Here is a 22,214-nt window from a genome sequence, read left to right on the forward strand (position 1 = left end):
TGCCGCATGCCGTGCTCGGTGACTGGGGTGTGGGCCAGGAAACGCCGGACAACGCCGAGTTGGTGCTCTCGGAACTCGTCACCAACGCGTTGCGCGTCCCGGCGCCGGGTGATCGGCAGGTGGGTGTGCGGATCAGTCGTTCCATGGCGGACGGACTGCTGCGGCTGGAGGTGAGCGACTCTGGGGGCGGATGCCCCGAGGTGCGGGAGCCCGGTGGGGACGAGACCGGCGGGCGGGGCCTGCTCCTCGTATCGGCGCTCGCCCATCGGTGGGGCTACGGGACGCGTCCCGCCGGGATCGGGAAGACGGTGTTCGCGGAGCTGAAGGCTCCGGGCATCGTGGCCGAACCCGAGGTGCGTGAGGTGGCGGCGGTCATGGTCCGGACGGGGGAGTGCTCCGGATGATGGGATCTCCTGCGTCGGGCCCGAATCGGCGCCGTCGTCCAAGCCGTCCCGGTTCTCCACGACGTCCGGAACGAAAGGCGTTGAAAAGCCCCCGCTGCCCCACTCACTTGAAAAGCGTGAGCATTTCAGCCCTCACCGTCCATACGTCACTCATCTGAGCGCCTGACTGACATTGCCCTGTCCACTGCTCACGCTTTCAGCGAAGGCACCCCACCCCACGTCGCCGTGAAAAGCCCAGGGAATCACGCCGACAAGGGGAATTCCTCGCCCAGCGCCCGGAAGACGTCTGTGTTCAGCGCGAACGCCCGCTTGCACTCCGCCACGATCCGCTGCTTCTCCAGGTCGTCCGCCGGGACCGCGTCCAGCAGTTCGCGGTACCCCCGCTTGAAGGCCGCCGGGTTGGAGATGTCCTCGAAGACGTAGAAGCGGACGCCGTCGCCCTTCCTCGCGAAGCCCCACGTCTTCTCCGCCTTGCCGCGGATGATCTGGCCGCCGGAGAGGTCGCCCAGGTAGCGGGTGTAGTGGTGGGCGACGTAGCCGGACGGCCAGGCGCGGGCGCACTCGGCGACGCGGGCCGCGTAGGCGCGGGTGGCGGGGAGTGCGGTCAGCGTCGAGCGCCAGTCGGGGCCGCGCAGATGGGCCAGGTCGCGTTCCAGGGAGGGCAGCCGGAACAGCTCCGGCTGGATGAACGGGCCCGCCACCGGGTCCGAGGCCAGCTCCTGCGCACCGGACTCCAGGGCCTCGTACACGAACCACAGTTGCTCGGTGTAGCGCGCGTACGCGTCCACGCCCAGCCGGCCGCCCAGCAGATCGCTCATGAACGTCGACGTCTCCGCCTCCATGTGCTGCTCGTGGGAGGCGGTGCGGATGAGGGTCGAGAAGGAGTCCATGAGTCCAGATCTTCTATGGTTAGGCTTACCTAAGTCAATAGCTTGCCGACGGGTTGTCGGTAACTTCCACTCTGCCACGGCATGGAAAAGCCCGCCCTCCGGAAGAGGGCGGGCCGAGGGAATCAGGGGGAACGGGGGAAGGGCTACGGCAGGGTCAGGATGTCCGCCCCCGTGTCCGTCACCACCAGCGTGTGCTCGAACTGGGCCGTGCGCTTGCGGTCCTTCGTGACCACCGTCCAGCCGTCGTCCCACATGTCGTACTCGTGGGTCCCCAGCGTCAGCATCGGCTCGATGGTGAAGGTCATCCCCGGCTGCATCACGGTCGTCGCGTGCGGACTGTCGTAGTGCGGGATGATCAGGCCCGAGTGGAAGGACGTGTTGATGCCGTGGCCGGTGAAGTCACGGACGACCCCGTAGCCGAACCGCTTCGCGTACGACTCGATCACCCGGCCGATGATGTTGATCTGCCGGCCCGGCTTGACCGCCTTGATCGCGCGGGCGAGGGACTCACGGGTGCGCTCGACCAGCAGCCGGCTCTCCTCGTCCACCTCACCGACCAGGTAGGTCGCGTTGTTGTCGCCGTGCACCCCGCCGATGTACGCCGTCACGTCCAGGTTGACGATGTCGCCGTCGCGCAGCACCGTCGTGTCCGGGATGCCGTGGCAGATCACCTCGTTGACCGACGTGCACAGCGACTTGGGGAAGCCGCGGTAGCCGAGCGTCGACGGGTAGGCGCCGTGGTCGCACATGTACTCGTGCGCCACCCGGTCCAGTTCGTCCGTCGTCACACCGGGCGCGATCAGCTTCGCGGCCTCCTCCATCGCCCGCGCGGCGATCCGGCCGGCGGTCCGCATCGCCTCGACCGTCTCGGGCGTCTGCACCTCCGGACCGGTGTACGGAGTCGGGGCGGGCTTGCCGACGTACTCGGGACGACGGATGTTCCCGGGCACGGAACGGGTGGGGGACAGCTCCCCAGGGACGAGCAGCGACTGGCCAGACATGCCGGCGAGTCTAATTCAGCGGCGACGGGGGACCATCTTCCTGGCGAGACGGTGAGACGGTGAGACGGTGAGAGGAGCCGGACATGCCCCTGTTCAAGAAGCGGACGGTCGGAAAGCCGGGCGAGTGGTACTACTGCCTGGAGCACAAGAAGGTCGAGGAGGGCCCCGACTGCCCCGGCAAGGACCGCTTCGGCCCGTACACGAGCCGCACCGAGGCCGAGCACGCCATGGAGACGGCCCGCGAGCGCAATCTCCAGTGGGAGAACGACTCCAGGTGGCGCGACGCCCCCGCGGGCGAGCGGGACGACGGCTGACCGCGCCGGGGCGGCTACCAGCGCGTCGGCGGCGGGGCCGTCAGCAGGTCGGCCAGCCGCGACAGCCGGTCCCGGAAGCGGCGGGGGCCCCGGCGGGCCGGCCGGACGTCCTCGCCGGCCGCCGCGCTGACCAGGTGCTGCACGGTGTCCAGGTCCAGCTCGGAGCCGTCGGGCACGGGCAGGACCTCGTGGGCCATCGCCGGGAGCTCACCCTCCCCGGGGCCGAGGGACAGCACCGTCGCCCCGGCCCGGCGGGCGTCGCACACCCGGTCGAGGAGCGGGGCGGCCGTCTCCCCGGGCGCCACCACCAGCAGCGTCTCACCCCGCCGCGCCGCTGCCAGGCGCCCCAGACCCACCGCCAGGTGCGCGGGGTCCGAGGGGCGCGCGTCGTGCCGTACGAGCGTGGGGGCCAGCTCCGGTGTGCCCGACCAGGCGGCCTCGTCCACCAGGTGCGCCGCCAGATGCCACGGCTCGTACTCCGGTGTGCCCACGAGCAGCAGACCGCCCCCGTGCGAGACCACCGACCCGCGCAGCGTCCCCGCGAAGTGCCGGGTGGCGCCCAGCCATTCCGTCCCGGCGAGCACTTCCCGCAGCAGCGCGACCCGTACGGCATCCATGCGGCCGCATCCTTCCCCCAACCGCGCCGCCACGTCCCGGTGTTCGAACCGGGTTCGCCCGAACCGGGGATGCGGCCCGGACCGCGTGACAGGGCTCACGCCCACCGGACGCGGTGCCGCCACGGACGTACAGTCGGGCCATGACCTCCACTGACAGCGAACAGAAGCCCGCGAAGGCCCCCGCCAAGGACCCCTGGGACCTGCCCGACGTCTCCGGGCTCGTCGTCGGCGTGCTCGGCGGCACCGGACCGCAGGGCAAGGGCCTCGCGTACCGGCTCGCCAAGGCCGGCCAGAAGGTGATCATCGGCTCCCGCGCCGCCGAGCGCGCGCAGGCCGCCGCCGAGGAGCTCGGCCACGGCGTCGAGGGCGCCGACAACGCCGAGACCGCCCGGCGCAGCGACATCGTGATCGTCGCCGTGCCGTGGGACGGCCACGGCAAGACGCTGGAATCCCTGCGCGAGGAGCTGGCCGGCAAGCTCGTCGTGGACTGCGTCAACCCGCTCGGCTTCGACAAGCAGGGCGCCTACGCGCTGAAGCCGGAGGAGGGCAGCGCCGCCCAGCAGGCCGCCGCGCTGCTCCCGGACTCCCGGGTCACCGCCGCCTTCCACCACCTGTCGGCCGTCCTGCTCCAGGACCCGGAGATCGACGAGATCGACACCGATGTGATGGTGCTCGGCGAGGTCCGCGCCGACGTCGAGACCGTGCAGGCGCTGGCCGGGCGCATTCCGGGCATGCGGGGCGTCTTCGCCGGACGGCTGCGCAACGCCCACCAGGTGGAGTCGCTGGTCGCCAACCTGATCTCCGTCAACCGCCGCTACAAGGCACACGCCGGGCTCCGCGTCACGGACGTATGAGGCGATGGGGGACACTGGGGGCCGTAGCAGTGCCTCAGCAGTGTCCCCCGACAGGAGCCCGCAGCCATGCCCCGCCTCGCCCTCTACGCCCTCGCCGTCTGCCTCCTCGCCGTCGCCGCGGCCGTCCTCTCCTTCGTGCGGGGCAGCGTGTTCATCGGCGTCGTCTGGGTGCTGCTGGCGGGCCTGTCGTCCAACATGACCTGGTACTACCTGCGGCGCGGACGGGCGGCCGAGCGGGACGGCAAGCCGGTCACGCGCTGACCGAGCAGTACCCGCTCGTCTCCCGCCAGAAGCGGAACAGGTCGTAGCCGCAGTACGTGTCGAACTCGTCGATCCCCAGCATCCCCAGCAGCGAGTCGATCACGTCGAAGAACGCACCGTTCACCGACGGCACCCACAGCAGCGCGAACACGAACAGCAGACCGAACGGGGCGAACGGCTCCACCTGCCGACGGACGTTGTACGACAGCCAGGGCTCGATCACGCCGTAGCCGTCGAGACCCGGCACCGGCAGGAAGTTCAGGATCGCGGCCGTCACCTGGAGCAGCGCCAGGAACGCCAGCGCGAAGCGGAAGCCGGCCGGTACGCCGTCCAGCGCGCCCAGCCAGAACGGCGCCGTGCACACGACCGCGAACAGCACGTTCGTCAGCGGGCCCGCCGCCGAGATCAGGCTGTGCCGCCACCGTCCCCGGATCCGGCCGCGCTCGATGAACACGGCCCCGCCCGGCAGACCGATCCCGCCCATGATCACGAAGACGACCGGGAGCACGATGCTCAGCAGGGCGTGCGTGTACTTCATCGGGTTCAGCGTGAGGTAGCCCTTCGCGCCGACCGATATGTCACCGCTGTGCAGCGCCGTGCGCGCGTGCGCGTACTCGTGCAGGCACAGGGAGACGATCCAGGCGGCCGTCACGAACAGGAACACGGCGACCCCGGGCTGCTCCGCGAACCCGGTCCAGGTGGCCCACCCGGTGACCACCGTCACGGCCAGGATCCCCAGGAAGACCGGGCTGATCCTCCGGTCGCTGTGACGGGTGGCGGCGGTGGTCATGGGACTCCTCGGACAGTCGGGCACACGCGGGGACTGCCCGACGGTACCGGGCGCACGGTGAGAACGTCTCGCGCGCGCCGCCGGTTCCACGCAGGGTGGGGGACGACGACGCCCTCCTCCCGGCCCCTGCGACCGTCCCGGCCGTCACCGGAGAGAATGGACCCCGTGCGCTATCGCATCCTCGGCACCACCCAGGCACTCCGTCCCGACGGCACCGTCGTCCCGGTCGGCGGGGCGCGGCTGCGTGCCCTGCTGACCGTGCTCGCCCTGCGGGCCGGGCGCACCGTGCCGGTGGGCCTGCTGGTCGACGAGGTCTGGGGGGACGCGGATCCGCCGGCCGACGCGACCGGGGCGCTGCAGGCGCTGGTGGGGCGGCTGCGACGGACGCTCGGCGCGGACCGGATCGCCTCCGTCGACGGCGGCTACCGGCTGACCGCCGCGCCCGACGACATCGACCTGCACCGTTTCGAGCGGCTGGCCGGCGACGGCCTGCGCGCCCTGGCCGACGGGGACGCCGCGAAAGCGGCCGCCGTCCTCGACGACGCCCTCGCCCTGTGGCGCGGCCCCGCCCTCACCGATCTGCCCGACCGCACCGCCGACGCGGCCCGCCTGGCGACCCGGCACCTGGACGTGCTGCGCGCCCGGCACACCGCCGCCCTCGCCCTCGGCGACGCCGAGCAGTCCCTGCCCGAGCTGACCGCGCTGTGCGAGGACCACCCCCTCGACGAACCCCTCCAGGCGCTGCGGCTGCGCGCCCTGCGCGACACCGGCCGCACCGCCGAGGCCCTGGCCGCCTTCGAGGACGTACGACGCCTGCTCGCGGACCGCCTCGGCTCCGACCCCGGCGCCGAACTGCGCGTCCTGCACGCCGAGTTGCTGGAACCCGGGCCGGCGCCCAAAGCCCGGGTCGGTGCGCCGCCCGGCAACCTGCGGGCCCGGCTGACCTCGTTCGTCGGCCGGGAGGCCGACATCGAGACCATCCGCGCGGACCTCACCGCCGCCCGCCTCGTGACCCTGCTCGGACCGGGCGGGGCCGGCAAGACCCGGCTGTCGCAGGAGGCCGCCGAGACCGTACGGCAGACCCTCCCCGACGGCGTGTGGCTCGCCGAACTCGCCCCGGTCGACGACCCCGACGCCGTCCCCGAGGCCGTCCTCACCGCCGTCGGCGCCCGCGAGACCGTGCTCTACGGCGGCGGCGCCGAGAGCATGCGGGCCGTCACCGAACGGCACGACGACCCGGTGGAGCGTCTCGCCGAGCACTGCGGACCGCGCCGCATGCTGCTGATCCTGGACAACTGCGAGCACGTCGTCGAGGCCGCCGCCCACCTCGTGGAAGCACTGCTGGAACGCTGCCCCGGACTCACCGTCCTCGCCACCAGCCGCGAACCACTCGGCGTGCGCGGTGAGTTGCTGCGTCCGGTGGAGCCGCTGCCCGAGCCGGTCGCGCTGCGCCTGCTAGCCGACCGGGGGGCCGCCGCCCGCCCCGGCTTCCGCACCGACGCCGACGCCGACACCGCGGCGGCCTGCGCGGAGATCTGCCGCCGCCTCGACGGGCTGCCCCTGGCCATCGAACTCGCCGCCGCCCGGCTGCGGATGCTCACCCCGCGCCAGATCGCCGACCGGCTCGACGACCGCTTCCGGCTGCTCACCTCCGGCAGCCGCACCGTCCTCCCCAGGCAGCAGACCCTGCGGGCCGTCGTCGACTGGTCCTGGGACCTGCTCGACGAGGACGAACGCGACGTACTGGGCCGCCTCTCGGTCTTCGCGGGCGGCTGCGGCCTCGCCGCCGCCGAGGCCGTCTGCGGACCGGCCGCCCTCGACGCGCTCGGCTCCCTCGTCGACAAGTCCCTGGTCGTGGCCGCCCCTTCGGGCGACGGCGAGATGCGCTACCGGCTCCTGGAGACCGTCGCCGAGTACGCCGACGAACGCCTCGACGAGGCCGGCCGGTGCGCGGAGGCGGAGCGGGCGCACCTGACGCACTTCCGTGAACTCGCCCGCACCACCGAGCCGATGCTGCGCGGCCCGCACCAGGTGGCCGCCATCGCACTGCTGGAGCGGGAGTACGAGAACGTGCGCACGGCCCTGCGCCACGCCCTCGCCCTGCGCGACGAGCAGGAGGCGCTCTGCATCACCCTGTCGCTCGTCTGGTACTGGCAGATGCGCAACCTGCGCATCGAGGCCCGCAACTGGTGCTCCGAGGTCATGGCCCTCGCCCCCGACCCGTTCACCGAACCGGTGCGGCCCGCCGCCCCGCTGTGGCAGCGCTGCACCGAGGCCCCGCCCCCGATGGCCGGCGAGCTCCTCGCCGAGGCCCGCCGCGGGGTGCACCTGGCCCACCTGGCCCACATGGACACCGAACTCGACGACTGGCAGACCCCGCAGGCACAGCACAAGCTGCGCCTCGTCGGCGCGACGTACGAGCCGGGCCTGCCGCAGGTCTGCCGGCCGCCCGGCCTGCTCTGGGTGTTCGCCGTGATGCTGACCGGCGACATGGAGCGGCTGCGCCACGTGGTCGACGCGGCGATCCGCACCTGCCGGGAGAACCCCGGATTCGAATGGGAACTGGCCTCCAACCTCCAGCTGCGCGCCAACTTCCTGGCCAACCGCAGCGACTGGGCCGGTGACGCGCGCCGCGACGCCGACGAGGCCCTGGAGATCCACCGCAGGCTCGGCGACACCTGGGGCATCGCCGAGGCCCACTCCGCGCGGGGCGAGGCCCGCGAACGCGTCGGCGCGTACGAGGCCGCGGCCGCGGACTTCGAGGCGGCGATCGAGCACGCCGAACGCCTCGGCGCCCGCGCCCACACGGCCATCCTCACCGCCCGGCTGGGCAGCGCGCTGCTGGAGGCGGGGGAGACGGAGCGCGGCGAGCGGCTGCTGCGCGAGGTCATCGACGACACCAGGGGCCGGCACACCGAGGCGCTGCCCGCCGCCCGGCTCTTCCTGACCGGCTGGCTCTGCGTGACCGGTCGCACGGCGGAGGCCCGGGAGCATCTGCGGGCGCTGCGCGAGGAGTTCCGCATCGCGCACTACGTCGTCTTCGACGCGTTCATCCTCGGCGCCGAGGGCTGGCTGGAGGTGGCCGACGGCAACGACGAGCGGGCCCTGGTCATCATCCGCGAGGCGATCCGGAAGGCGGGCGACCCGCTGTCCGTCGCCATGGCGCCCTACATGCCCTCGGCGTACGTCACGACGGGCGCCGTCGCCCTCGCCGGAGTCGACGGCGGGCGGCACGCCCGGGACGCGGCCCGCTGCCTCGGCGCGGCCGACTCCTGGCTGCCGCCCGAACACCACGCCGGGCAGGTGGAACACGAGGTGCGCGAACGTGCCGAGGCACGGATCCGGGCGGTACTCGGCGGCGCGGCGTACGACACCGCGTACGCCGAGGGCGCCGGCCTCTCCCCGGCGGAGGCCGCCGCCCTGCTCGAACCGGCGTGATCAGCTCTTCGTACGGAACTTGTGGATCGCGACCGGCGCCATCACCGCCGTGATCCCCACCGACCAGGCCAGGGTCATCCACAGGTCGTGGACGACCGGGCCGCCCACCATCAGCCCGCGCGCGGCGTCCGCCAGCGCGGACAGCGGGTTGACCTGGGTGAAGGACTCCAGCCAGCCCGGCATCGACTGGGTCGGCGCGAAGATCGACGAGCCGAACTGCAGCGGCATCAGCACCAGGAAGCCCATCGCCTGCACCGACTGCGCGTTCTTCATCACCACACCCAGCGTGAGGAAGATCCACATCAGGGCCGAGCCGAACACCGCGGACAGTCCCACGGCGGCGAACAGCCCCGGCCAGTTGGTGATGTCGAAGCCGACGAGCACACCGACGACCATCAGGATGGCGGTGGCGATCAGCATCCGCATCATCTCGACGGAGATCTTGGCGAACAGCACCGAGCCGCGCCCGATCGGCAGCGACCGGAAACGGTCCATGACCCCGGTGTTGAAGTCCTGGTTGAAGCCGGTGCCCACTCCCTGGGCCATGTTCATGCCCATCATGGCCATCAGTCCGGGCACGATGTACTGCACGTACGCCTCCTGCCCGCCGCCCAGCGACTGCCCGATCGAGCCGCCGAAGACGTACACGAACAGCAGGGTGAAGACGATCGGGAACAGCACGGCGTCGAACATCGACTCCGGGTCCTGCCGTATCCACAGCAGATTGCGGCGCACCAGGGCACCGGTGTGGCGCAGATGCCCGCGCAGCGGGATGCGCGCGTCCGCGCGGAGGCCGGCGGCGGTGGTGGCGGTGGTGGCGCTCATACGGCGACGACCTCCTCGTGGGTCTCGGCGGGCACGGTGTCCTGCGGGGCACTGGCGCGGTGGCCGGTGAGGGACAGGAACACCTCGTCCAGGCTGGGCAGTTCGGTGGTGATGGAGCTGAGCGTGACGCCGCGCTCGGTGACCGCGCCGACCACGGCGGTCAGCTGCTCGTCACTGAGCACCGGGACGAGCACGGCACCCCGCTCGGCGTCCACGGTGGTCGTGGCGAGCCCGGTGACGCCCAGCGCGTCGAGGGCGTCCGCCAGCGGGCGCAACTGCAGCGGATCGGCCGGGCGGACCCGCAGCGTACGGCCGCCGACCTTGGCCTTCAGCTCCTCGATGCCGCCGCTCGCGATCACCCTGCCCCGGTCCACGACGGTCAGCTCGGAGGCGAGCTGCTCGGCCTCCTCCATGTACTGGGTGGTCAGCAGCACCGTCACCCCGTCCCCGACCAGCCGCTTGACCTCGTCCCACACCTCGTTGCGGGTACGGGGGTCCAGTCCCGTGGTCGGCTCGTCCAGGTACAGCACGGCCGGCCGGCCGATCATCGAGGCGGCCAGGTCCAGGCGGCGCCGCATGCCGCCCGAGTAGGTGGCCGCCGGGCGCCGTGCCGCGTCGGTGAGCGAGAACCGCTCCAGCAGCTCGTCGGCGCGGGACCGGGCCTCCTTGCGGGACAGGTCGAGCAGCCGCCCGATCAGATACAGGTTCTCCCAGCCCGGAAGCTTCTCGTCCACGGAGGCGTACTGCCCGGTCAGCCCGATCACCCGGCGCAGCTGCCTCGGCTGGCGGACCACGTCGTACCCGGCGACGGTGGCGTGTCCGGCGGTCGGCGTGAGCAGGGTGGACAGGATCCGCACCAGCGTGGTCTTCCCGGCCCCGTTCGGCCCGAGCACCCCCATCACGGTGCCCTCGCGCACATCCAGGTCGACCCCGTCCAGCGCCTTGGTCTCCCCGTAGTGCTTGACCAGCCCCCGCACGGTGACGGCGCTCCCCGCGCCCCCCAGGTCCTTGTCGTTTCGCTTCATGCCCCCGACTCTGCCGCCCCCCACCGACAAACCCCCGACATCCCACCGACAGCCCGCCGTTCCCGCGGGTACGTGCCTCCGTTCCCGCGGGTACGTGCCTCCGTTCCCGCGGGTACGTGCCGCCGTTCCCGCGGGCGCGTGCCGCCGTTCCCGCGGGCGCGGTGCCTCCGTCCCCGCGGGCAGTCGTGCCGCTGGGGCGGCACGGGTGGGCGCGACGGCACCCCGCAAGCGCCGGGTTGCGCGAACACCCCCCGCCCGGCCCCGGACATGCGCCGGCCCCGCCGACGGGGGAAGATCGGCGGGGCCGGCCGGTGGTGCGGCAATGGCTCAACAGCAGCGGAGCTGCTCAGTGCACGGAGTGCGCCTCCGTCGGGAAGGTCCCGCCCACCACGTCCTCGGCGAACGCCTTCGCCGCCCCGCTCATGACCTCACGCAGATCCGCGTACTGCTTGACGAACTTGGGCACACGCCCACCCGTCAGCCCCAGCATGTCGGTCCACACCAACACCTGCGCGTCCGTCTGAGGCCCGGCCCCGATCCCGACGGTCGGGATGTGCAGCACCCGCGTCACCTCGGCCGCCAGCTCCGCCGGCACCAGCTCCAGCACCACCGCGAACGCCCCCGCGTCCTGCACGGCCTTGGCGTCCCGCAGCAGCTGCTGCGCCGCCTCCTCGCCCCGACCCTGCACCCGGTAGCCCATCGCGTTCACCGACTGCGGCGTCAGCCCGATGTGGGCCATCACCGGGATCCCGGACTCCACCAGCAGCTCGATCTGCCGGTGCGACCGCTCGCCGCCCTCCAGCTTCACCGCGCCGACACCGGCCTCCTTCACCAGCCGGGTCGCCGAGCGCAGCGCCTGCACCGGACCCTCCTGGTAGGAGCCGAAGGGCAGGTCGCCCACGATCAGGGCGCGCGAGGTGCCCCGTACGACCGCGGCGGACAGCATGGTCATCTCGTCGAGGGTGACGGGCACGGTGGTCTCGTACCCGAGGTGGCAGTTGCCCGCGGAGTCGCCGACGAGCATCACCGGGATGCCGGCCTCGTCGAACACGGACGCGGTCATCGCGTCGTACGCGGTGAGCATGGGCCACTTCTCGCCGCGCTCCTTGGCGGCGGCGATGTCGCGGACAGTGATACGGCGCGTGCCCTTGCCCCCGTACAGCGTCCTGCCGTCGGAGGGGGAACCGGACGTCGTCCCGGTCTGGGCAGCCGAAAGCTGCGTCATTGAACCGTCTCCCAACACGTCATCTCGAGGCGCCCTGACGGCGTCCCCGGACCACGTCCATGGTGGCACCTCGCCCGGACGAGGGCCAGAGGCCGCCCTGTGAGTTCCGCCGTGTGATATTCCGGCAAGAACGGGGCGAAACGCTTTCGATACGATACGGTCTCGTATCGTAAATGACTACTCTGGGGCGCATGACTCCTCCCCCCACCCCTGTCCGCCGGGTCCCGGAGGCCGTGCACCGGCGCCGTTGGGCGATCCTCGGCGTGCTGATGCTGAGCCTGCTGATCGTCGTACTCGACAACTCGATCCTGAACGTCGCCATCAAGACGATCTCCACCCCCGCCCCCACCGGCCTGGGCGCCACCCAGAGCGAGCTGGAGTGGGCGATCAACGCCTACACGCTCGTCTTCGCCGGTCTGCTCTTCAGCGCGGGGCTGCTGGGTGACCGGCTCGGCCGCAAGAAGATGCTGATCGGCGGTCTCGTCGCGTTCGGCACCGGCTCGGCGCTCGCCGCGTTCTCCAGCTCACCGGCCGAGCTGATCGGCTTCCGCGCGGTGATGGGGCTGGGCGCGGCGTTCGTCATGCCGGCCACCCTGGCGGTCCTGATGAACGTGTTCGAACGCGACGAACAGCCCAAGGCCATCGGCGTCTGGACGGGCGGCGTGGGCCTGGCCATCGCCATCGGCCCGATCACCGGCGGCATCCTCCTGGACCACTTCTGGTGGGGTTCGGTCTTCCTCGTCAACGTGCCCATCGTGGTCCTCGCCGTCGCCCTGATGCTGTGGCTGGTCCCCGACTCCCGTGACCCGAACCCGGGCCGGATCGACCCGGTCGGCGTCGTCCTGTCCGTGGCCGGACTGGTCCTGCTGGTCTACGGCATCATCAAGGGCGGCCAGCTCGCCGACTTCACCGACGTCACGGTGGTGTCGACGATCGGCGCCGGTCTCGCCGTGCTCGCCGCGTTCGTGGCGTTCGAGAAGCGCAGCGACCACCCGTCCGTCGACGTCACCTACTTCAGGAACAAGGTGTTCTCCGCCGCGATCGCGGCGGTCGCGCTGGTCTTCTTCGCGCTGATGGGCGTGACGTTCTTCGCGGTGTTCTACCTCCAGAGCGTGCGCGGTTACTCGCCGCTGGAGACCGGGCTGCTGATGCTGCCGCTGGCCGCCACGCAGATGATCTTCGCGCCCCAGGCCCGCCTCCTGGTGGACCGCTTCGGCGACAAGGCCACCACGGCCACCGGCCTGGTGGTGCTCGCGGGGACACTGGCCGCGTTCGCCACCCTGGACGGGGACACGCCGATCTGGACGCTGGAAGTCGTCTTCTTCCTCATGGGCACCGGCATGGCGTACGTCATGACACCGGTCAGCGTCGTCATCATGCAGGCCCTGCCCCGCGAGAAGGCCGGCTCCGCCTCCGCCCTGAGCAACACCTTCCGCCAGGTCGGCGGCGCCCTCGGCATCGCCGTACTCGGCTCGGTGCTGTCCACCGCCTACCGCAACGGCATCGAGGACGAGCTCGGCCTGCTGCCGCCCGGCGCGCGGCACGCCGCTGGTGAGTCCATCGAGGCCACCCTGGCCGTGGCGGACCGGCTGGGCGCGCGCGGCGAAGTCCTGGCCGGCGCGGCCGACGACGCGTTCCTGCACGCGATGCACATCACGGCGCTGTGGGGGGCGGGCATCACGGTGCTGTGCGCGATCGTCGCCGTGGTGTTCCTGCCCGGCCGTACGCCGACGTCCGAAGGGGACGAGGGGAAGCGGGAACTGGTCCCGGCGGCGGACTGAGAACCCCCGGGCGGTGGACCGTTCCCGCCACCCACCGGGGAGAATCGTCCCAGCCCACCGAAAGGACCCGACGACGTGAGCCCGGCCGGCACCGACCCCCGGCAGGACGGCCCCGCACGGGGACGTCCCCGCAGCGAGGCGGTCGAACGCGCCATCATCGAGGGAGTAATGGAACTCCTGGAGGACGGCGTGCCCCTCGCCGAGCTCTCCATCGAGCGCATCGCCCGCACCGCCGGCGTCGGCAAGGCCACCATCTACCGCCGCTGGAGCGGCAAGGAGCAGCTCTTCGTCGACGTCATGCGCGCCGCCGAGCCCCCGGACCCCCAACTCCCCGGCACCTCCCTGCGCGACGACCTCGTGGTCCTGCTGGAGTCCCTGCGCCGGCGGGGCCTGGCGGGCCGCACCTCGGCGATCCTGCACAACGTGCGCGCCCAGATGAAGAGCAGCCCCGACCTCTGGGCCGCCTACCACGACACCGTCATCGTGCCGCGCCGCAGACTCGGCCTGGAGGCGCTGCGCCGGGGCCGGGAGACCGGCGAACTGCGCGCCGACGTCGACATAGAACTCCTCAACGACATCGTCGTGGGTCCCCTCCTCGTCCGCACCGTCCTGCGCCCCGACGCCGACCTCCCGGACGACCTCGCCGAACAGGTGGTCGACATCCTCCTCGAAGGCCTACGCCCCGTCAGCGGCTAGTCGCGAGGTGCGCGTTTCGTCACAGAGGGCGCTTTCCCCACCCCCGCCCGGAACTCCCCGGGCGCCCCCGCGCGTCCTCGCCCCCGTACGGCCGTCGCGGGGCGGCAGGAACAGAACCGATCATCCCCTAGGGTCTTTACGGACACACGGGGTGACGGCGTGCACGGCAGGTTGTGAGGCGACGGTATGGCGCAGCAGGCGTACATGACGGAGACGGACAACGGCGGTTCGGGGCCCGGGCCGCAGCCGACCCGGTTCCGGCGCCTGCGCGAGCGCCTCACCAGAGGCTGGCGCGGCGACCGCCGCATCTGGCGCCGCGGCCTCGTCCTGGCCGCCTGTGCGGTCCTGCTGGCGCTGGTCATGCTGGCCCACGGCCACATCCCGAACGCGATCGGCAACCTGGGCAGCCTGGTGGACACCTTCCTGCCCTGGCTGGGGCTGCTGATCCCCGTGCTGCTCGTCCTCGGTCTGATCCGCAGGTCGGCGACGGCGCTGATCGCGACGATCCTGCCGGTGGCCGTCTGGCTGGACCTCTTCGGCGGCCTGCTCACCGACAAGACCGACACCGGAGGCGGCGACCTCACGGTGGCCACGCACAACGTCAACGCCGACAACCCGGACCCGTCCGCCACCGCCCGCGACGTGGCGGCCTCGGGCGCGGACGTGCTGGCCCTCGAGGAACTGAAGGCCTCGGCGGTCCCGACGTACGAGCGGGCCCTGGAGTCGACGTACGAGTACCACGAGGTGGTCGGCACCGTCGGCCTGTGGAGCAAGTACCCCCTGAGCGACGTGCGGGCGGTCGACATCCGCCTCGGCTGGAAGCGCGCGATGCGCGCCACGGTGGACGCCCCCGCGGGCCAGGTCGCCGTCTACGTCGCCCACCTCCCCTCGGTCCGGGTGAAGCTGGAGGCCGGCTTCACGGCCCGTCAGCGGGACAAGAGCGCCGACGCCCTGGGCGAGGCCATCGCCGACGAGCCGCTGCCGAACGTCGTCCTGCTCGGCGACCTGAACGGCACGATGAACGACCGCGCCCTGAACGCCGTCACCTCCCAGATGCGCTCCACCCAGGGCGCCGTGGGCAGCGGCTTCGGCTTCAGCTGGCCGGCGTCGTTCCCGATGGCGCGGATCGACCAGATCCTGGTCAAGGGCGCCGAACCGGAGAGCTCCTGGACCCTCCCGGCCACGGCGAGCGACCATCTCCCCATCGCGGCCCGTGTGAGGGTCACCACACAGGACGACTGAAAACCGCAGGTCAGCCGCCCTCCCTTCATCCGCTCGTCACACAACGGAATACCGGACCTGCGAGACTTTGTTCCGCACGTGAACATATCCCGCCCTCTGAAAGGTCCGCACGTCATGCCCCTGGCCCTGCTCGCCCTCGCCGTGGGTGCCTTCGGCATCGGTACCACCGAGTTCGTGATGATGGGGCTGCTCCCCGACGTCGCGGACGACCTCGGCGTCTCCCTTCCCGGCGCGGGTCACCTGGTCTCGGCCTACGCCCTGGGCGTGGTCGTCGGCGCCCCGCTGCTGGCCGCCGCGACCGCGCGGACGGCCCGCCGCACGGTCCTGATCGCCCTCATGGCCCTCTTCGTGGCGGGCAACGTCCTCTCGGCGTTCGCCCCCGACCACACCTGGCTGCTGGCCGCCCGATTCCTCAGCGGCCTCCCGCACGGCGCCTTCTTCGGCGTGGGAGCGGTGGTCGCCACGACGATGGTGGCCCCGGAGCGCAAGGCCCGCTCGGTCTCCCTGATGTTCCTCGGCCTGACCACGGCCAACGTGGCGGGCGTCCCCGTGGCCACGCTCATGGGCCAGAACTTCGGCTGGCGGGCCACCTTCCTCGGGGTCAGCGCCATCGGCCTGGCGGCGATAGCGTCCCTGGCCCTCCTGATCCCCCGGGACCACACCCCCGCCCCGCGGTCCGCACTGCGCGGCGAACTGGCCGCCCTGCGCTCCCTCCCGGTCTGGCTGGCCCTCGGCACGACGGTCGCGGGCTTCGGCGCCCTCTTCGCGGCGTACAGCTACATCACGCCGATGCTGACCGGACCCGCGGGGTACGCCGGCACGAGCGTGACGCTGCTGCTGGCCCTGTTCGGCGTGGGCGCCACGGCCGGCAACCTGCTGGGCGGCCGGCTGGCCGACCACTCCCTGCGCGGGACGCTGTTCGGCGGCCTGGTCTCGCTGACGGCGATCCTGGCGCTGTTCCCGCTGCTGATGCGGACGGAGGTGAGCGCGGCGCTCGCGGTGACCGCGCTCGGTACGGCGGCGTTCGTGACGGGGTCGCCGTTGCAGCTGATGGTGATGGAGAAGGCGGCCGCGGCGCCGTCCCTGGCCTCCTCGGCCAACCAGGCGGCGTTCAACCTGGCGAACGCGGGTGGCGCGTGGATCGGGGGCCTGGCGCTGTCGGCGGGCTTCGGGACGACGTCGCCGGCGCTCGCGGGGGCGCTGCTGTCCGCCTTCGGCGTCGGGGTGGCGGCGGTGGCGTACGCGGTGGACCGCAGGGTGACGCCGGTCGCCGGCCGCGAGCGGGTGGTCGCGGGGGGTGTGCCGCGGCAGCACGAGGCGAGCGGCGTCTGAGCGGGGGCGTACGGCGTTGGGGTGGGCCGGGGGAGCCGGCGGGCATGCGGACACCCCCGGCGCGGTCCCGACCCACCCGCCCACCGCAGGCGTCAGACGCGCACGCCCTCGCGCCAGCCGTTCGTGATCGGCAGCCGGCGGTCCTTGCCGAAGCCCTTCGGGGAGATCTTCGTGCCCGGCGGATACTGCCGCCGCTTGTACTCCGCCCGGTCCACCATCCGCAGCGTCTTCGTCACCAGCTCCGCGTCGAACCCGGCTGCGACGATCTCGTCCGCTCCCCGGTCCCGGTCCACGTACAGCGCCAGGATCGCGTCCAGCACCGGATAGTCCGGCAGCGAGTCCGTGTCCACCTGCCCCGGCCGCAACTCCGCGCTCGGCGGCTTCGTGATCGAGTTCTCCGGGATCGGCGGCGTCTGCCCCCGCTCCACCGCCGCCCGGTTGCGCCACTCCGCCAGCCGGAACACCGAGGTCTTGTACACGTCCTTGATCGGCCCGTATGCCCCCACGGAGTCCCCGTACAGCGTCGAGTACCCCACCGCCAGCTCCGACTTGTTCCCCGGCGCCAGCACGATGTGCCCCTCCTGGTTGGAGATCGCCATCAGCAGCGTCCCCCGCAGCCGCGACTGCAGGTTCTCCTCCGCCAGCCCCGTCAGCCCCAGCGCCCCCATGTACGCGTCGAACATCGGCTCGATCGCGACGGTGCGGTAGTTCAGCCCGGTGCGCCGCGCCAGCTCCGCCGCGTCGTCCTTCGAGTGCTCCGACGAGTACTTCGACGGCATCGACACGCCGTACACGTTCTCCGCGCCCACCGCGTCGCACGCGATCGCGGCGACCAGCGCCGAGTCGATCCCCCCGGACAGCCCGATCAGCACCGACCGGAACCCGTTCTTCGCGACGTACGCCCGCAGCCCGACCACCAGCGCGGAGTACACCTCCTCGTCGTCGTCGAGCCGCTCGGCGTACCCCCCGGACGACGAGGCGTCGTACGCGGGCACGGGCGCCTCCGACAGCACGACCCGGTCGATCCGCAGCCCGTCGTCGACGACCCCCGTCGGCGCGTCGGCCTCCGCCGCCGGAAGCTCGAGATCGACCACGACACACGCCTCGGCGAACTGCGGCGCACGCGTCACGACCTCGCCGTCACGGTCCACCACGATCGAGTCCCCGTCGAAGACCAGCTCGTCCTGCCCGCCCATCATCGCGAGGTACGCGGTCGTGCACCCGGCCTCCTGCGCCCGCTTGCGCACCAGCTCCAGCCGGGTGTCGTCCTTGTCCCGCTCGTACGGCGAGGCGTTGATCGACAGCAGCAGCCCGGCCCGCGCGGACCGCGCCGCCGGTACCCGCCCCCCGTCCTGCCACAGGTCCTCGCAGATGGCGAGGGCGACGTCGACCCCGCGCACCCGCACCACCGGCATGGTGTCGCCGGGCACGAAGTACCGGAACTCGTCGAAGACGCCGTAGTTCGGCAGGTGGTGCTTGGCGTAGCTCAGCACCACCTCACCCCCGTACAGCACGGCGCCCGCGTTCTGCGGCGCACCGGCCGGCTGCCCGTACTTCGGCTGGGCGGCGGCGCTGCGGTCGAGGTACCCGACGACCACCGGAAGGTCCCCGAACCCCTCCTCGGCGAGCCGCGCGGCCAGCGAGCGCAGCGCCGCCCGCGAGGCCTCCACGAAGGACGACCGCAGGGCGAGGTCCTCGACGGGATACCCGGTCAGCGCCATCTCGGGGAACGCCACGAGGTGCGCTCCCTGCTCGGCGGAGTGCCGGGTCCAGCGGACGATCGTTTCGGCGTTGCCGGCGAGGTCGCCGACGCTCGAGTCGATCTGATTCAGGGCGAGACGTAGTTGAGGCACGGGCCCAGTGTAATCGTCAAAGCGACGCGATGTCCCGGAGCCCCGTCCGTCACGGCCGGGCCGCCGCCCCCCGCTCCTCCAGCATCCCCGCCATCAGCGCGATCTCGGACTCCTGACCCTCCACCATGGTCCGCGCGAGCCGCTTCTCGACCCCCACCTCGCACGCCCGGACGCACGCCTGGGTCATGTGCACCCCGCCCTTGTGGTGGTCCGTCATGAGCTGCAGGTAGAAGACCTCCGCCCGCTCCCCACTCAGCGACCCCAGCCGCTTCATCTCGGTGTTGGTCGCCATCCCCGGCATCAGCGCCCCGTCCTCGCCGGAGGCCGTGTCCCCCATGCCCATCCAGGTCATGGGCGGATCCGCGGACACCTTGGGCAGCTCCCACAGGTCCAGCCAGCCCAGCAGCATGCCCCGCTGGTTGGCCTGCGTCTGGGCGATGTCGTAGGCGAGCCGCCGGACCTCCTCGTCGTCCGTGCGGTCCCGCACGACGTACGACATCTCGACGGCCTGCTGGTGGTGCACGGCCATGTCCCGGGCGAACCCGGCGTCCGCGGACGCCGCGGACGGGACCGTGCCCGAGGACCCCTCGTCCCCGGCCACCGCGTAAGTGATCGCCCCGGCCGCGACCAGCGCCGTGGCCGCGGCCCCCGCGATCAGTCCCGCCTGCCTCACTCGGACAGCCCGTTGGTGCAGGCGGCCCCCGGCTCGGGCGTCTGCTCCCCCTGGACGAACTTCTCGAAGAACGCGTCCACGTTCGGATCCTTCGCCCCGGTCACCGTCCGCTGGTGCCCCCAGGCGGACAGCATGATCGGGTCCTTCTGCCCGTCCACCGGACTCATCAGCGTGTACGGCGTCTTCTTCACCTTCGCCGCGAGCGCCTCGACGTCCGCCTCGTCGGCGGAGGCGTTGTACGTCACCCACACGGCACCGTGCTCCAGCGAGTGCACGGCGTTGGTGTTGTTGATCTCGTCGGTGTAGACGTCCCCGTTGCAGTTCATCCACACCGGGTTGTGGTCACCGCCGACCGGGGGCGAGACGGCGTAGTCCACCGCCTTGGTCACGTGGTTGCGCCCGAGTTCGCCCTCCCACTTCCGCACGCCGTCGGCACCCGTGACGAACTTGCCCGAGTTCTTCGAGTCGGCGGCCGCGCCGCCGCCGTCGTCCGACTGCGACTGGACGAGCACCACACTGCCGGCGACGAGTCCGGCGACGACCACCACACTGGCGGCGATGACGAGGAGCCGGTTGCGGCGCTCGCGGGCCTTCTCGGCGCGCCGCATCTCCTCTATGCGCGCCGAACGTGACGCGCTGCTCTTCTTGGCGGAGCCCATGGGAGTGTCCTTCGGGAGAGGAAGAGTGTGACGAACGGATCAACTGATCGTAATGGGGAAGGTGGGGCGAGCCGTAGGGGGCGCGGGAATCCGGCCCGGCACCCGCGAGCACGCCCTCGTACACATTCTCCACACCGAATAATTTGAACCCCAGATGCGTATTACTTACGCTGCCTGGTATGCGGCTCCTCCGCTCCACCGACCTGGCTCTCCGGGTCCTCATGCGCCTCGCCGTGGCCGGCGACTCCCATCCGACGACGCGTGACGTCTCGGAAGCCGTGGACGTGCCCTACACCCACGCCGCGAAGGTCGTCGCCGAGCTCCAGCGCATGGGCCTGCTCACGGCCCGCCGCGGCAGGGGAGGCGGCCTCGCGCTCACGGAGGAGGGCCGCACCGCCTCGGTGGGTGCCCTGGTCCGGGCCTTCGAGGGCGAGGGCGACGTCGTCGACTGCGAGGGCACCGCCACCTCGTCCCCCTGCCCGCTGAGCTCGGCCTGCCGGCTGCGCGGCGCCCTGCGCCGGGCCCAGGAGGCGTTCTTCGCCTCGCTGGACCCGGTCACGGTGGCGGACATCGTCACGACCCCCACGGGCCCCCTCCTGCTGGGCATCTCCCCGAGACCGTGAGCCGCAGGCCGCAAGGCGCCGGCCGTGAATCACCGGCCGTGAATCACCGGCCGTGAGCCACCGGCCCTGAGCCGCCCGTTACGGATGCCGGCCCGAACGGGCAAGATGGGCCCCGGAGCGGTACACCTGTCGTGTGCGAGGCGTTCAGGCCGCGGCAAGCCGGCCGATCGAGGTCGGCAACGCGTATGAAACGCTGGTGTGGTGGGATGCTCGGGACGCCCGGCCGCCTCCTGGGGGCGTGGGAGCGGACAGGTGGCCCGACCGGCAAGGATGGGGAAGCGGAAGATGGACAAGCAGCAGGAGTTCGTGCTCCGGACGTTGGAGGAGCGCGACATCCGGTTCGTGCGCCTGTGGTTCACCGACGTGCTGGGCTTCCTCAAGTCGGTGGCCGTCGCCCCCGCCGAGCTGGAACAGGCGTTCGACGAGGGGATCGGCTTCGACGGCTCCGCCATCGAGGGCTTCGCCCGGGTGTACGAGTCCGACATGATCGCCAAGCCGGACCCGTCGACGTTCCAGATCCTCCCCTGGCGTGCCGAGGCCCCCGGTACGGCCCGCATGTTCTGCGACATCCTCATGCCGGACGGCTCCCCGTCCTTCGCCGACCCGCGCTACGTCCTCAAGCGCGCGCTCGCCCGCACCTCCGACCTGGGCTTCACCTTCTACACCCACCCGGAGATCGAGTTCTTCCTGCTGAAGGACAAGCCGCTGGACGGCAGCCGCCCGACCCCCGCGGACAACTCCGGCTACTTCGACCACACCCCGCAGAACGTCGGCATGGACTTCCGCCGCCAGGCGATCACCATGCTGGAGTCGATGGGCATCTCGGTGGAGTTCTCCCACCACGAGGGCGCCCCCGGCCAGCAGGAGATCGACCTCCGCTACGCGGACGCGCTCTCCACGGCCGACAACATCATGACGTTCCGCCTGGTCATGAAGCAGGTGGCCCTCGAGCAGGGCGTCCAGGCGACCTTCATGCCGAAGCCCTTCTCCGAGCACCCCGGCTCCGGCATGCACACCCACCTCTCCCTCTTCGAGGGCGACCGCAACGCGTTCTACGAGTCCGGCGCGGAGTACCAGCTCTCCAAGGTCGGCCGCTCCTTCATCGCGGGCCTGCTGCGGCACGCGGCGGAGGTGTCCGCGGTCACCAACCAGTGGGTCAACTCCTACAAGCGCATCTGGGGCGGCACGGAGCGCACGGCCGGCGCCGGCGGCGAGGCCCCGTCGTACATCTGCTGGGGCCACAACAACCGCTCGGCGCTGGTCCGCGTGCCCATGTACAAGCCCGGCAAGACCGGCTCGGCGCGCGTGGAGGTCCGCTCCATCGACTCCGGCGCCAACCCGTACCTGACCTACGCCGTCCTGCTGGCCGCCGGCCTGAAGGGCATCGAGGAGGGCTACGAGCTCCCTCCGGGCGCCGAGGACGACGTGTGGGCCCTGTCCGACGCGGAACGCCGCGCGCTGGGCATTGAGCCGCTGCCGCAGAACCTGGGCGAGGCCCTGACCCTGATGGAACGCAGCGACCTGGTCGCCGAGACCCTCGGCGAGCACGTCTTCGACTTCTTCCTGCGCAACAAGAAGCAGGAGTGGGAGGAGTACCGCTCCGAGGTCACCGCCTTCGAGCTGCGCAAGAACCTGCCGGTGCTGTAGGCGCGGGCCGCCGTCGGGTGTCCGGCTGACGGGGCGTACGGGACCGATGGCCGTGTGCCTCGGC

General features: G+C 71.9%; 21 protein-coding genes. 11 read left to right on the forward strand and 10 right to left on the reverse strand.

Annotation, left to right across the window (positions count from 1 at the left end; genetic code table 11):
- Positions 1-29 precede the first annotated feature (29 nt).
- The gene (locus AB0A94_RS06375) at positions 30-404 is read left to right on the forward strand and encodes an ATP-binding protein (RefSeq protein WP_361739622.1); all 375 of its coding nucleotides are present in this window, start codon (positions 30-32) and stop codon (positions 402-404) included.
- A 242-nt stretch (positions 405-646) separates the two neighbouring features.
- Here the strand turns inward: AB0A94_RS06375 and AB0A94_RS06380 are convergent, their stop codons facing one another.
- Together AB0A94_RS06380 and map are read right to left on the reverse strand one after the other, a co-directional pair.
- Positions 647-1,294: a biliverdin-producing heme oxygenase gene (locus tag AB0A94_RS06380; RefSeq protein WP_361739625.1), complete on the reverse strand. Its 648-nt coding sequence runs from the start codon at positions 1,292-1,294 to the stop codon at positions 647-649.
- 143 nt (positions 1,295-1,437) lie between these two features.
- Complete coding sequence (map, locus tag AB0A94_RS06385; RefSeq protein ID WP_361739628.1) at positions 1,438-2,295, reverse strand: type I methionyl aminopeptidase; 858 nt, start codon at positions 2,293-2,295, stop codon at positions 1,438-1,440.
- 83 nt (positions 2,296-2,378) lie between these two features.
- Between map and AB0A94_RS06390 the strand changes: the two genes are divergently transcribed.
- The gene (locus AB0A94_RS06390; protein ID WP_361739631.1) at positions 2,379-2,609 is read left to right on the forward strand and encodes a hypothetical protein; all 231 of its coding nucleotides are present in this window, start codon (positions 2,379-2,381) and stop codon (positions 2,607-2,609) included.
- 14 nt (positions 2,610-2,623) lie between these two features.
- Here the strand turns inward: AB0A94_RS06390 and AB0A94_RS06395 are convergent, their stop codons facing one another.
- Entirely contained in the window at positions 2,624-3,226 is a 603-nt protein-coding gene (locus AB0A94_RS06395; RefSeq protein WP_361739634.1) for a hypothetical protein, read from the reverse strand.
- A gap of 140 nt (positions 3,227-3,366) precedes the next feature.
- Between AB0A94_RS06395 and npdG the strand changes: the two genes are divergently transcribed.
- Together npdG and AB0A94_RS06405 are read left to right on the forward strand one after the other, a co-directional pair.
- Positions 3,367-4,080, forward strand: a complete 714-nt coding sequence (npdG, locus tag AB0A94_RS06400) for an NADPH-dependent F420 reductase (protein ID WP_361739636.1) — start codon at positions 3,367-3,369, stop codon at positions 4,078-4,080.
- A gap of 66 nt (positions 4,081-4,146) precedes the next feature.
- Positions 4,147-4,341, forward strand: coding sequence for a hypothetical protein (locus AB0A94_RS06405; RefSeq protein WP_361739639.1), 195 nt, complete (start codon positions 4,147-4,149; stop codon positions 4,339-4,341).
- On the opposite strand, the gene AB0A94_RS06410 is transcribed toward AB0A94_RS06405, so the two are convergent.
- Positions 4,331-5,131: a site-2 protease family protein gene (locus AB0A94_RS06410; protein WP_361739642.1), complete on the reverse strand. Its 801-nt coding sequence runs from the start codon at positions 5,129-5,131 to the stop codon at positions 4,331-4,333. The genes AB0A94_RS06405 and AB0A94_RS06410 overlap by 11 nt on opposite strands.
- Positions 5,132-5,287: 156 nt before the next feature.
- Between AB0A94_RS06410 and AB0A94_RS06415 the strand changes: the two genes are divergently transcribed.
- On the forward strand, positions 5,288-8,569 hold the full coding sequence (locus tag AB0A94_RS06415) for a BTAD domain-containing putative transcriptional regulator (protein ID WP_361739645.1): 3,282 nt from the start codon (positions 5,288-5,290) through the stop codon (positions 8,567-8,569).
- Here AB0A94_RS06415 and AB0A94_RS06420 read toward each other — a convergent pair whose 3' ends face one another.
- The 3 genes from AB0A94_RS06420 to panB form a co-directional block, all read right to left on the reverse strand.
- Positions 8,570-9,394, reverse strand: a complete 825-nt coding sequence (locus AB0A94_RS06420) for an ABC transporter permease (protein ID WP_361739648.1) — start codon at positions 9,392-9,394, stop codon at positions 8,570-8,572.
- Positions 9,391-10,419, reverse strand: a complete 1,029-nt coding sequence (locus tag AB0A94_RS06425) for an ATP-binding cassette domain-containing protein (RefSeq protein WP_361739651.1) — start codon at positions 10,417-10,419, stop codon at positions 9,391-9,393. Before AB0A94_RS06425 ends, AB0A94_RS06420 begins: the two co-directional genes overlap by 4 nt.
- Before the next feature lie 346 nt (positions 10,420-10,765).
- Positions 10,766-11,644 carry a 3-methyl-2-oxobutanoate hydroxymethyltransferase gene (gene panB, locus AB0A94_RS06430; protein ID WP_217136775.1) on the reverse strand — a complete coding sequence of 293 codons (879 nt, stop codon included), beginning with the start codon at positions 11,642-11,644 and terminating at the stop codon, positions 10,766-10,768.
- Positions 11,645-11,835: 191 nt separating this feature from the next.
- On the opposite strand from panB, the gene AB0A94_RS06435 reads away from it, so the two are divergent.
- The 4 genes from AB0A94_RS06435 (at position 11,836) to AB0A94_RS06450 (ending at position 16,695) form a co-directional block, all read left to right on the forward strand.
- On the forward strand, positions 11,836-13,425 hold the full coding sequence (locus AB0A94_RS06435; RefSeq protein ID WP_361739655.1) for an MFS transporter: 1,590 nt from the start codon (positions 11,836-11,838) through the stop codon (positions 13,423-13,425).
- A 75-nt stretch (positions 13,426-13,500) separates the two neighbouring features.
- Complete coding sequence (locus tag AB0A94_RS06440; protein ID WP_361739658.1) at positions 13,501-14,121, forward strand: TetR/AcrR family transcriptional regulator; 621 nt, start codon at positions 13,501-13,503, stop codon at positions 14,119-14,121.
- Between the two features lie 186 nt (positions 14,122-14,307).
- Complete coding sequence (locus tag AB0A94_RS06445; RefSeq protein WP_361739660.1) at positions 14,308-15,363, forward strand: endonuclease/exonuclease/phosphatase family protein; 1,056 nt, start codon at positions 14,308-14,310, stop codon at positions 15,361-15,363.
- Between the two features lie 114 nt (positions 15,364-15,477).
- On the forward strand, positions 15,478-16,695 hold the full coding sequence (locus AB0A94_RS06450) for an MFS transporter (protein ID WP_361739663.1): 1,218 nt from the start codon (positions 15,478-15,480) through the stop codon (positions 16,693-16,695).
- A 92-nt stretch (positions 16,696-16,787) separates the two neighbouring features.
- Here the strand turns inward: AB0A94_RS06450 and AB0A94_RS06455 are convergent, their stop codons facing one another.
- The 3 genes from AB0A94_RS06455 to AB0A94_RS06465 are packed head-to-tail and all read right to left on the reverse strand — an operon-like array spanning position 16,788 to position 19,880.
- Positions 16,788-18,548: an NAD+ synthase gene (locus tag AB0A94_RS06455; RefSeq protein WP_361739666.1), complete on the reverse strand. Its 1,761-nt coding sequence runs from the start codon at positions 18,546-18,548 to the stop codon at positions 16,788-16,790.
- A gap of 49 nt (positions 18,549-18,597) precedes the next feature.
- A complete protein-coding gene (locus AB0A94_RS06460; RefSeq protein ID WP_361739669.1) occupies positions 18,598-19,221 on the reverse strand; it encodes a DUF305 domain-containing protein in 624 nt (207 codons plus the stop codon).
- Positions 19,218-19,880 carry a DUF3105 domain-containing protein gene (locus AB0A94_RS06465; RefSeq protein WP_361739671.1) on the reverse strand — a complete coding sequence of 221 codons (663 nt, stop codon included), beginning with the start codon at positions 19,878-19,880 and terminating at the stop codon, positions 19,218-19,220. The genes AB0A94_RS06460 and AB0A94_RS06465 overlap by 4 nt, the downstream gene beginning before the upstream one ends.
- 179 nt (positions 19,881-20,059) lie before the next feature.
- Between AB0A94_RS06465 and AB0A94_RS06470 the strand changes: the two genes are divergently transcribed.
- Together AB0A94_RS06470 and AB0A94_RS06475 are read left to right on the forward strand one after the other, a co-directional pair.
- Entirely contained in the window at positions 20,060-20,503 is a 444-nt protein-coding gene (locus AB0A94_RS06470) for an Rrf2 family transcriptional regulator (protein WP_361739674.1), read from the forward strand.
- 285 nt (positions 20,504-20,788) lie between these two features.
- The gene (locus AB0A94_RS06475) at positions 20,789-22,150 is read left to right on the forward strand and encodes a glutamine synthetase family protein (protein WP_361739677.1); all 1,362 of its coding nucleotides are present in this window, start codon (positions 20,789-20,791) and stop codon (positions 22,148-22,150) included.
- The last annotated feature ends 64 nt before the right edge of the window (positions 22,151-22,214 follow it).

The organism is Streptomyces sp. NPDC044984, from assembly GCF_040646935.1.
Classification (GTDB): domain Bacteria; phylum Actinomycetota; class Actinomycetes; order Streptomycetales; family Streptomycetaceae; genus Streptomyces.

Bases quoted from the DNA above. Each gene is read 5' to 3' on its own strand.
- AB0A94_RS06380 (WP_361739625.1), bottom strand. From the start codon at position 1,294: ATGGACTCCTTCTCGACCCTCATCCGCACCGCCTCCCACGAGCAGCAC.
- AB0A94_RS06405 (WP_361739639.1), top strand. From the start codon at position 4,147: ATGCCCCGCCTCGCCCTCTACGCCCTCGCCGTCTGCCTCCTCGCCGTC.
- AB0A94_RS06470 (WP_361739674.1), top strand. From the start codon at position 20,060: ATGCGGCTCCTCCGCTCCACCGACCTGGCTCTCCGGGTCCTCATGCGC.
- AB0A94_RS06445 (WP_361739660.1), top strand. From the start codon at position 14,308: ATGGCGCAGCAGGCGTACATGACGGAGACGGACAACGGCGGTTCGGGG.
- AB0A94_RS06475 (WP_361739677.1), top strand. From the start codon at position 20,789: ATGGACAAGCAGCAGGAGTTCGTGCTCCGGACGTTGGAGGAGCGCGAC.
- panB (WP_217136775.1), bottom strand. From the start codon at position 11,644: ATGACGCAGCTTTCGGCTGCCCAGACCGGGACGACGTCCGGTTCCCCC.
- AB0A94_RS06450 (WP_361739663.1), top strand. From the start codon at position 15,478: ATGCCCCTGGCCCTGCTCGCCCTCGCCGTGGGTGCCTTCGGCATCGGT.
- map (WP_361739628.1), bottom strand. From the start codon at position 2,295: ATGTCTGGCCAGTCGCTGCTCGTCCCTGGGGAGCTGTCCCCCACCCGT.
- AB0A94_RS06415 (WP_361739645.1), top strand. From the start codon at position 5,288: ATGGACCCCGTGCGCTATCGCATCCTCGGCACCACCCAGGCACTCCGT.
- AB0A94_RS06465 (WP_361739671.1), bottom strand. From the start codon at position 19,880: ATGGGCTCCGCCAAGAAGAGCAGCGCGTCACGTTCGGCGCGCATAGAG.
- npdG (WP_361739636.1), top strand. From the start codon at position 3,367: ATGACCTCCACTGACAGCGAACAGAAGCCCGCGAAGGCCCCCGCCAAG.
- AB0A94_RS06435 (WP_361739655.1), top strand. From the start codon at position 11,836: ATGACTCCTCCCCCCACCCCTGTCCGCCGGGTCCCGGAGGCCGTGCAC.
- AB0A94_RS06390 (WP_361739631.1), top strand. From the start codon at position 2,379: ATGCCCCTGTTCAAGAAGCGGACGGTCGGAAAGCCGGGCGAGTGGTAC.
- AB0A94_RS06395 (WP_361739634.1), bottom strand. From the start codon at position 3,226: ATGGATGCCGTACGGGTCGCGCTGCTGCGGGAAGTGCTCGCCGGGACG.
- AB0A94_RS06410 (WP_361739642.1), bottom strand. From the start codon at position 5,131: ATGACCACCGCCGCCACCCGTCACAGCGACCGGAGGATCAGCCCGGTC.
- AB0A94_RS06425 (WP_361739651.1), bottom strand. From the start codon at position 10,419: ATGAAGCGAAACGACAAGGACCTGGGGGGCGCGGGGAGCGCCGTCACC.
- AB0A94_RS06420 (WP_361739648.1), bottom strand. From the start codon at position 9,394: ATGAGCGCCACCACCGCCACCACCGCCGCCGGCCTCCGCGCGGACGCG.